The organism is Helicobacter pullorum NCTC 12824 (assembly GCF_017979475.1).
Lineage (GTDB): Bacteria > Campylobacterota > Campylobacteria > Campylobacterales > Helicobacteraceae > Helicobacter_D > Helicobacter_D pullorum.
This window is the reverse complement of sequence record NZ_JAERIT010000014.1, coordinates 22359-31590: the sequence shown is the minus strand read 5'-3', so window position 1 is coordinate 31590 and position 9232 is coordinate 22359. Positions and strand designations below refer to the sequence as shown.

At 39.4% G+C, this 9232-nt stretch carries 1 protein-coding gene; it reads left to right on the top strand.

The window, feature by feature from the left end:
* The first annotated feature begins 153 nt into the window (after positions 1-153).
* On the top strand, positions 154-8787 hold the full coding sequence (locus JJQ98_RS08285; RefSeq protein ID WP_151104759.1) for a hypothetical protein: 8634 nt from the start codon (positions 154-156) through the stop codon (positions 8785-8787).
* The last annotated feature ends 445 nt before the right edge of the window (positions 8788-9232 follow it).

Below are 9232 nucleotides of genomic sequence, written 5' to 3'. Positions count from 1 at the left end.
TCTAAAATACAATTAGAATCTAATCCCAAAGATTTAGCAAAATTAGAATCCAACTCCCCAAAATTAAAAGATTCTAATTCCAAATTAGAATCCAAAAATTCAAATAAGATTCTAAAATCAAAAATTCAAGATTCCAAAACTTCCAAAGATTCAATGAATCTAGAATCCAAAAAGATTTTAGAATCTAGTCCCAAACTAGATTCCAAAACTTCCCAAAAATCAAACAAAGAATCAGAATCCAAACAACCTAAAAAGATTCAAAAAGCCAAAAGCACTTGCGATTCTAAACAATCTAAAAAATCCACAAAATCCAAAAATTCTAGCAAAATAAAATCCTTTATCCGCACAATTCCGATTTCTATTGCTTTGGCTTCAGCATTATCAAGTCAAGCAGTGGCGGATTGGACTGGAAAGGGTATTGCTGGTTGTACAAATGGTGATGGGCAATGTATTACTGGCAATGTGACAATGTCTATTTTTGATGAAATTTGGTCTAGAGGAAGTGCAACTAATTTGACAATTAGTTCAGGGGTTACTATTAATAAGACTGCTAGTGGAGGGTCTGGTTCTGGTAAAAATTCTTTAATTTATATTGAGGAACAAGCAGGCACAATCACAAACAATGGAATCATTGATCTATATTTCCCAGGGGTTATCAGTGGAACTTTTCGTATTGAGAATAGCGGATCTTTGGCGGCATTAAACAATATGGGCTCCATTAAAGGCTCAAATATAGTTTTTTACATAAGAGCAGGGGGGCAAATAGGAACTATAATTAATAGTGGGACAATAAATGGTTCAAATGATAAGCGAGGAATTTTTGAAATAGAGGGTAATAGCCAAATAGGCGGAATAACACTCACAGGAAATGGAGTGATTAGTCATGATTATAGTAAAGATGTTTTTAGATTGTCTGGACAAAGCCAAATAGGTAATATTACCTTGAATGATAATTCAAGTATCAGAGGGAATTTCAATCTCTCTAACTCTGCTACTATTGGAACTATCACTATTGGTGGAAATTCTACCGGTGGAAGTGGTAATAATGCAAGTTTGACAGGTAATATCTCCCTAAATAATTCATCACGCATTTCAAAAATACTCATTGATGGTTCTAATATGGGTGGTAGTGGGGCAAATGGCACTCCAAAACTAGATGGAGATATCACACTCAATACAAGTCAAGGAATCACAAATGGAATCACCATTGCAAATGGTGGAACATTGGATGGTAATATCAACGCTCGAAATTCTTCTCGTATCGGTGGAATTGCAATTAACAATGGAAGTTTGATAGGTAGTATATCCTTGACTCATACCTCTAATATCACTGGTGGTATCAATGTCCAAAATGGAACTATCACAAATAATATTTCTGCAGTGGGTGGAGCTAGGATTGATTCTATTAATATTACAAATGGTAGAGTTGGTGGCAATATTTCTGCAAATTGGGATTTAGCAGGTAATGGTATTGGAACAATCAATCAAATTACAATCACTGGTGGAGAGGTTGGGGGCAATATCGAACTAGCTAATAAGAATACTATTACTAATGGTATGACTCTCAATAATGGAACTATTAATGGTGCTATCAATTTAAATATTGGCACTGCAGATGATTCTGTGGCAAGTATCCCTACAATATCTTTGCAAAATGCTTCAACTATAGCAAATATCACTCTTGGAAATAGTGCAAATAATGGTAGTCAAGGAAGGATTGATAGCCTTACTCTAGGAGGCACTTCCTCTATCGGAAGTATTGTCAATAATAGAGGAACAATCTCAACTCTTACTCTAGGAGGCACTTCCTCTATCGGCACAATTGCTAATAGTGCGACTATTGCAAACCTTAATTTAAGTGAAAAAGGAACAATCACAAATGGAATCACAAACGCAGTTGAAGGTAATATAGGCACAATCACTTCTAATACAAATAATATTAACAACACAATCACTAATAGTGGAACGATTAATGAATTGGTTGTATCCAAAGGAACAATCACTTATATAGATTCTAATAATAGTGGTGTAGTAGATACACTTTTGCAAGTTGAGGATGGTGCAACACTTAAAATGGGTGCAAATGGAGATGAAACAATTACCATAGGAAGTGATTTCGGCTCTGTTTTGGATTTGAAACAAGGCTCTACTTTTGAAGGGAATCTTAGAAATGCAAGTGCAATTAAAGAATGGAAAAATGAAAGCAATATCCGAGGAAGTTTCATCAATGCAAGTGGTGCTAGTGTAGGAGTTTTAATTGCAGGAGAGATTAGAGATAATCTCTTAAATGAAGGAAATATTACAAATTTAATTATCAATAAAAATATAGGAACATTAACAAACGATAGTAATGGTATTATCAATACTCTAACCATTCAAAATGGTTCAAACATTGCTAGTGGAATCAGAAACAATTCAAATATCGGTTCTTTGAATTTACAAGAAAATGTTACTTATAATGGAAGCGGTAGCATTACTAATGCTTTGGATATTGCAGGCAGTAAAACATTAAATGCTTCTACTAATGGAATTAATATTTTATTTAATGATGATGCAACAGGAACGATTAATAACGCAGGAATTATTAGTGGAAATCTAAACAACCAAAAAGGCTCTACTATCAAAACCTTTAACACGGGAAGCATTAGTGGAAGTATTGAAAATAGCGGAAGTATCGTAAATTTAACCGCGACTGGCAATGTCAATGGAATCACAAACGCTCAAGGTAAAATCGATACACTTACGATTAATAGCGGCGCAAGTCTCGGGACAGGCGGAATCACAAATAATGCGGATATTGGGACATTAAGCGTGGGTGCGAATGCGAATTATATCGGCGATTCTGGAAGCATTAGTGAGTTACTAAAAGTTACAGGGGCTACGACACAATTTACAATCGGTGGGACAAATAACACGCTTACACTTGGCGGCACAGGTAATGGAAGTGTGAAAGCTATCGAGAATGCTGGAACGATTATCGGGAATCTTACTAATGCTACGACGACAGATTGGATTGGCGGGACATTGCAGGGGAATTTGACAAACGAAGCGACTGCGACTTTAAATAGCCTAAGCACAAGCGCGGTTACGGGCTCTATTGATAATAAAGGAAAAATCGGCGCATTGGTGGTGGATTCTGATAAAGCCATAACAGATGCTGGAAGCCTCACAGAATCGCTAACGATTGAAAAGAATCCTAACGGCGCTGGCTATACCTTGACGATTAATGATTCTACTGCAGGGGCTGGCGGGCAAACAGGCACAGGCACGCTTAAGGTGGATTTCACTAGTGGTGCTGATGCAAATACGATTGAAAATGCAGGGATGATTGCAGGAAATATTGCAAATCTTGACGGCTCTACTATTAAAATCTTTAACACCGGAAGCATTAGTGGAAGCATTGAAAATAGCGGAAGTATCGTAAATTTAACCGCGACTGGCAATGTCAATGGAATCACAAACGCTCAAGGTAAAATCGATACGCTTACGATTAATAGCGGCGTGAGTGTGGCAAATGGAATCACAAATGAGGCGGATATTGGGACATTAAGCGTGGGCGCAAATGTAAATTATATCGGCGATTCTGGAAGCATTAGCAAATTGCTTGAGATTAAAGGAAATACGACGCGATTTACAATCGGCGGGAATCAAACGCTTACACTTGGTGGCACAGGTGCTGGCAGTGTGGCGGATATTTCCAATGAGGGAATCATCATCGGGAATCTTGTCAATCAAAAAGAGCTTGATTCTTGGATTGGCGGGACATTGCAAGGAAACTTCACAAATGAAAGTGGAGCGAAGCTTGGGAATCTCGGTGATACTAACAATGCGGGGACAATCACAGGAAATCTCATAAATAGCGGCTCTATTGTAAGCCTAAATAGCGGGACGATTCAAGGCGGTGGAGGGCTTACAAATAACCAAAGCGGCGTGATTGGTAGCTTGCATTCTAGCGTTGTGGGTAATATCTCTAATGCAGGCGCGATTAAGAATTTTGTCGTGGATAGCGATGTGGATTACACAGGGGATGGAAATATCACAGAATCGCTGACGATTGCAAGTGGCGGAGTGCTTGGCGCGGGGAATGCTGGCACAGGCACGATTACCACAAACTTTGCTGATGGCTCTAAAAACTCTGTGCTTATCGAGACTGGCGGGAAGCTTGAGGGTAGCTTGCATAATGTTAGCGGTAGTGAAATGAGTGGATTTACTATCGAGAATCAAGGCGAAGTGACAGGGAATATCACAAATGCTGGGCTGATTGGTAACTTCCTAAATCAAGGAACAATCGGCGGGAATGTCACGAATCAAACAGGCGCGACTATCAATAGCTTTATTAACTCTGGGACAATCGAGGGGACTTTCACCAATGAGAATAACGCGGTGATTGGCAAGCTGGAGAATCAGGCAAATGGCGTGATTGCGGATTTTGCTAATAACGGAACGATTGGGATTTTTGAAAATAATGGCGAGATTAAGAAGTTTAGCGGCACAGGTGGAATCATCTATGGCTTTGTGAATAATGAACTTGTGAGCGGGGACTTTGGCGAAGATATCGCCGCGCTGGATAATAGGGGGACTATCACGGGGCAAGTCAATCTGCAAGGCGTCTGCACGGATAAAGATAGTTGCCTTGATAGCGAAATGCCGTCGTTTATCTTCAACAGCGGGACTATCGGGACAAATGGCGCGACAGGGGCTAATGGAATCCTCAATAATAACCACACTCTAAGTGCTATCCACAATAGCGGAATCATCTATGGTGGAATCACCAATAAAAGCGGGAGTATCGAGAGTATCCACAATAAAGTGGAGAGCAATGGCACCGCAAATATCGGAACTATCGATGGTGGAATCACAAATAACGACAAAATGGGGAATATCACTAATGATGGCGTAATCGATGGGGCAATCACAAATAATGCAAACGCGAGTATCGGGAATATCGCAAATAGCGGGACGATTAGCGGAGATATCAGCAACGCTGCGGGGGCGAGTATCGGTAGCGTTACAAATAGCGGCACTCTAGCTGGAATCAGCAATGAGGCAAGTATCGGTAAAATAGAAAATAGTGGGGTGATTCAAGGGGGAATCACAAATACTGGAAGTATCACAACGCTAAATACCGGAAGCATCACAGGAAGTATCGCAAATAGCGGGAATGTGGGTGCGCTAGCAGTCACTGGGAATGTCGGTGGAATCACGCACACAGCGGGGAATATCGGAAGCTTGACGATTGGTAAGGGCGTGAGTGTAACAAATGGAATTACAAATAACGCGACAATCGGGGATTTCACAAATAGTGCAAATATCGCTTATAGTGGGACTGGAAGCATTACGGGGGATTTCACTAATAACCAAAATTCTACGATAACTCTTAAGGATACTTTGAATCTCAATGGCAAGGGCAATGCGTTTGTCAATAGTGGAATCTTAAATGGCGTGGTGAGCAATGTCGGGACTTTGGCTAGCCTAAATAACACAGGAAGCATTACGACGCTAAATAGTGGAAGTATCACAGGGCTGCTTAGCAATGGTGATAGTGGAATCATTAATAATCTTGTGGTAAATGGCGCGGTTGCAGGATTGCGAAATACGGGGAATATCGGGGATTTGAAAGTCAATGGAAACATTGTAGAGGGAATCCTCAATGGGGATTCTAGCCATAAGCAGGCAACGATTGGGGATTTGAATATCCAAGCTAGCTTGGGCGATAATGGTCTGCAAAATGCCGGAACTATCACAAGCCTTGTAAATAATTTCGCTGGGACAAAGCTAAATAATGCTGGGAATATCGGAACTTTGGATGTCCAAAAAAATCTCATTTATGGTGGGGTTGGGAGCATTAGTAATTCTCTTAAAGTGGCAAGTGGAATCACGCTGGATGCAAACAATGCGGCGATTCATTTCACAGCAAATAGCGGAAGTGTCGAGAATCAAGGGAATATCAATGGAATCTTGAGCCTCACAGGAAGCAATAATGCTATCACAAATGCAGGTGTGATTACGGGGCTTACCAACTCCCAAGCGGGCAATACACTCACAAACGCTGGAATCATCAATGCACTAAGGGTAGAGAAAAATCTAAATTATAGTGGAGCTGGAAGCATTAGTGATTCTGCAATCATCGCAGAAAATGCGATTTTGGATAACACTTCGGCTTTAATCTTTGCGGGGAATAGCATTGCGGGATTAGAAAATCGCGGGACAATCCGCGGGAATGTCACAAACCAAGGAAATATGCAAAGCTTGATTAACCATGGTGTGATGGAAGGGGGGATTACTAATAGTGGCAAATTAGAGAACTTCGCAAACCACAAAGGCGCGCATACGGGGGATTTTGTCAATGTGGATTCCATTACAAAATTTGTAAATAATGGCGCAATGGCAAATGTGACAAATCAAAGCAGCGGAGTAATTACAAGTTTCCTAAATAATGGAACGATTAGTGGTGTAGTTACCAATGAAAAAGCTGGAAATAATGAGGGAACTATCGCTAATTTTGCTAACACTGGAAGTATCGGTAGCTTGCAAAACGACGGGCATATCGCGACGCTGCAAAATACCGGAAGTATTGGGACGATTTCTAACACGAGCAAAAACACAATTATCGCGCTGGGTAATGGCGAGGGCGCGACTATCGAAGCGGTAAATAATACGGGTAATATTAATATCATTACCAATGAAGGAACGATTAATGGGCAGATTACTTCCCAAAGTGGCAGTGTGATAGAGAAAATCCATATCGGGGCAAATGGGGTCGTCAATGCCAAAGGGCAGCTTGATTCAAGTAATATGGAGGACAAAGCAAACGATGCCATCTCGCTAGATACGATTAACACGACTTTGATTCACAATGATGGGACGATTAGCGGGAATGTGCGCGTCGTAGGGGACAAATCAGAGATTGGCGAGCTGAACAATTATAAAACTATCAATGGTTGTATTATCCTAGATGGCGGGAATATCGGCGCGATTAACAATAGCGGTGGAATCGTCAGCTGTATGAGGTTTAGCAATAATGCCACTACGGAAGTGAATAATAGCGGTGAGGTGCAAGGAGGAATCACCAATGATGGCGGAAAGGTTACGATTGATAATGCAGGTAATGGGAATTTAGGTGGAGTGATTACTTCAGGAGGTGGGGAAACGCACCTTAGCAATGAAGGCGGCAATGTAGGGCTTATTAAGAATGACGGAGATAATTCTCATACTTATGTCGATAAATGGACGAGTATCATTCAAGGCAATAAGGATACTTATGTCTCTGTGGATAGTGATAGTCTTAACCCCGAGAATATCCACTTCGCACAAGATTCGATTCAAGTTGATGGAGTGAAGACTAATGAGACTAATAACTACCGCGACTATATCATTGATGAAAATGGTGATCCCATGTATGATGATGGCAGTAAAGATAAGGAAATTTTTGATGCGTTGGTGTTTGATGATATCGTGCAGGCGGTAGATAATGGCGATGGGACTTACTCTACGGGGGTGAATGTCAGTGAGCTTTCTGGTAAAACTTTGGGGGCGTCTTTGATTTATTCTGCTAGGATTAGGCAGATTTCAGTGAGCAATATTTTAAGAGAAGTGAATGTGAAAAATTTCAAAACAGATTTTGAGATTTTAGAGCAGAAACAAAGACAGAGAGCTTTAGTAGAATCTTATAGACAAGCTAAAGAAGTCTATCTCTCTAAGCTTACAGATAAGCCAAGTGAGGGGAGGGTTGATTCTAAAAAATCCAATGCGGAAAATCCTAGCACAAAAGCTACCAATGCAAAAGTTTCTAAGCAGCCTAGTTTGGAAAATATGCCTTATAACTCTGTGGAAGTGGCGGAGTATTATGAGGATTTAGCTGTGCAAGGGCTTGATTTGCAAGAGCAAGGGAGTGATTTTTATTCCCATAATGATCTTTTAAGGGAATTAGATGATATTTTTGTCAATCATAAGGGAGGGGATAATATCTTTAACTTCGTGCTTCCTTATACGCGGTATTCTTCGGTAGGATTAGAAGAGGGCAGAGGCACGCTAAAATCCCATACTAATGGTGTGATTGCTGGGATACAATCCAAGCTTCCTAATGAAAATGGGATTTTAGGGGCTTATTTTGGCTATGAAAGTGCAGATAAGTCTGTAGGATTGCAAAGGCTGGATTTTGATGATAAGGTGTATTATGGTGGATTGACTTATTATCAAGTGTTAGCAAGAAAGGGTGTGAGTGAGTATTATCTCTCAGCTAATACGCGGTTAGATTTCACTCAAACTGATATTTACAAGACTTATAAAAGTGGGAATTTTGTCATCAAGTCAGAATTGGATTCTTATGATTATGGTGCGGATATTAAACTTGGGGCGAATTATTATAATATCTTTAATAACTCGGTGATTTCTCCTGAAATTGGGGTGAGTTATCAAGGGATTAGCACGGAAAGTTTTAGTTTGCTTCATAGAAGTGGGACAAAGGAGCATTATTTTGCACAAGATGTGAATTTCTTTGATGTGAGTGTAGCACTTCGATGGCAGAGAGCATGGAATAATGTCTTTAAAACGATGGCTTCTGTAGGTGGGCTGTATAATGTGTATGATGATGCTAAAGGGACGGCTTCTGTAGAGGGGACTAAAATCACTGAAGAGATTGATGTAGAAAGGCTTTATGGAACTGCACAAGTGGGAATTTCTTATGGATTGGGAGAGAATGCTAATATTTCGTTGAATTATAATGGGATTTTTGCAGATAGGATTCAGTCGCATTCGGGGTATATTAGATTAGGAGTGTGGTGGTAGAACACTCACTCTTAAAGTGAGAAAATTCTTGTAAAAGACTTTAGAAACGAGATTAATCTATTCAAGATATTTTTATAGATAAGCTTTATACTAAAGATTCTTTTACAAGATAGACTTAGAATTATAAAGCTAAACTTTGATTTCTTAGATTTCTTGTAATAGATGAGATTTGATTTCTTGAAGATTCTTTTACAAGATAAACTTTCATTTATCAAAGATTCTTTTATAGAATTATAGAATCTTTGTTTCTCTTTAATATTGAATTGAATAATAAGCTAGGCATTATTCTTTTGCTTGGCTATAGTTTGATAAGTGGAATATAACCTAACTAACTAATAATTAATATAATTAATCAATGCAACTAATGTAATGAATAGCTGATAATCAATGCAATTAACATTCGATATAAACTAATAATTCAATATAAGATTAACTAATTATTTGT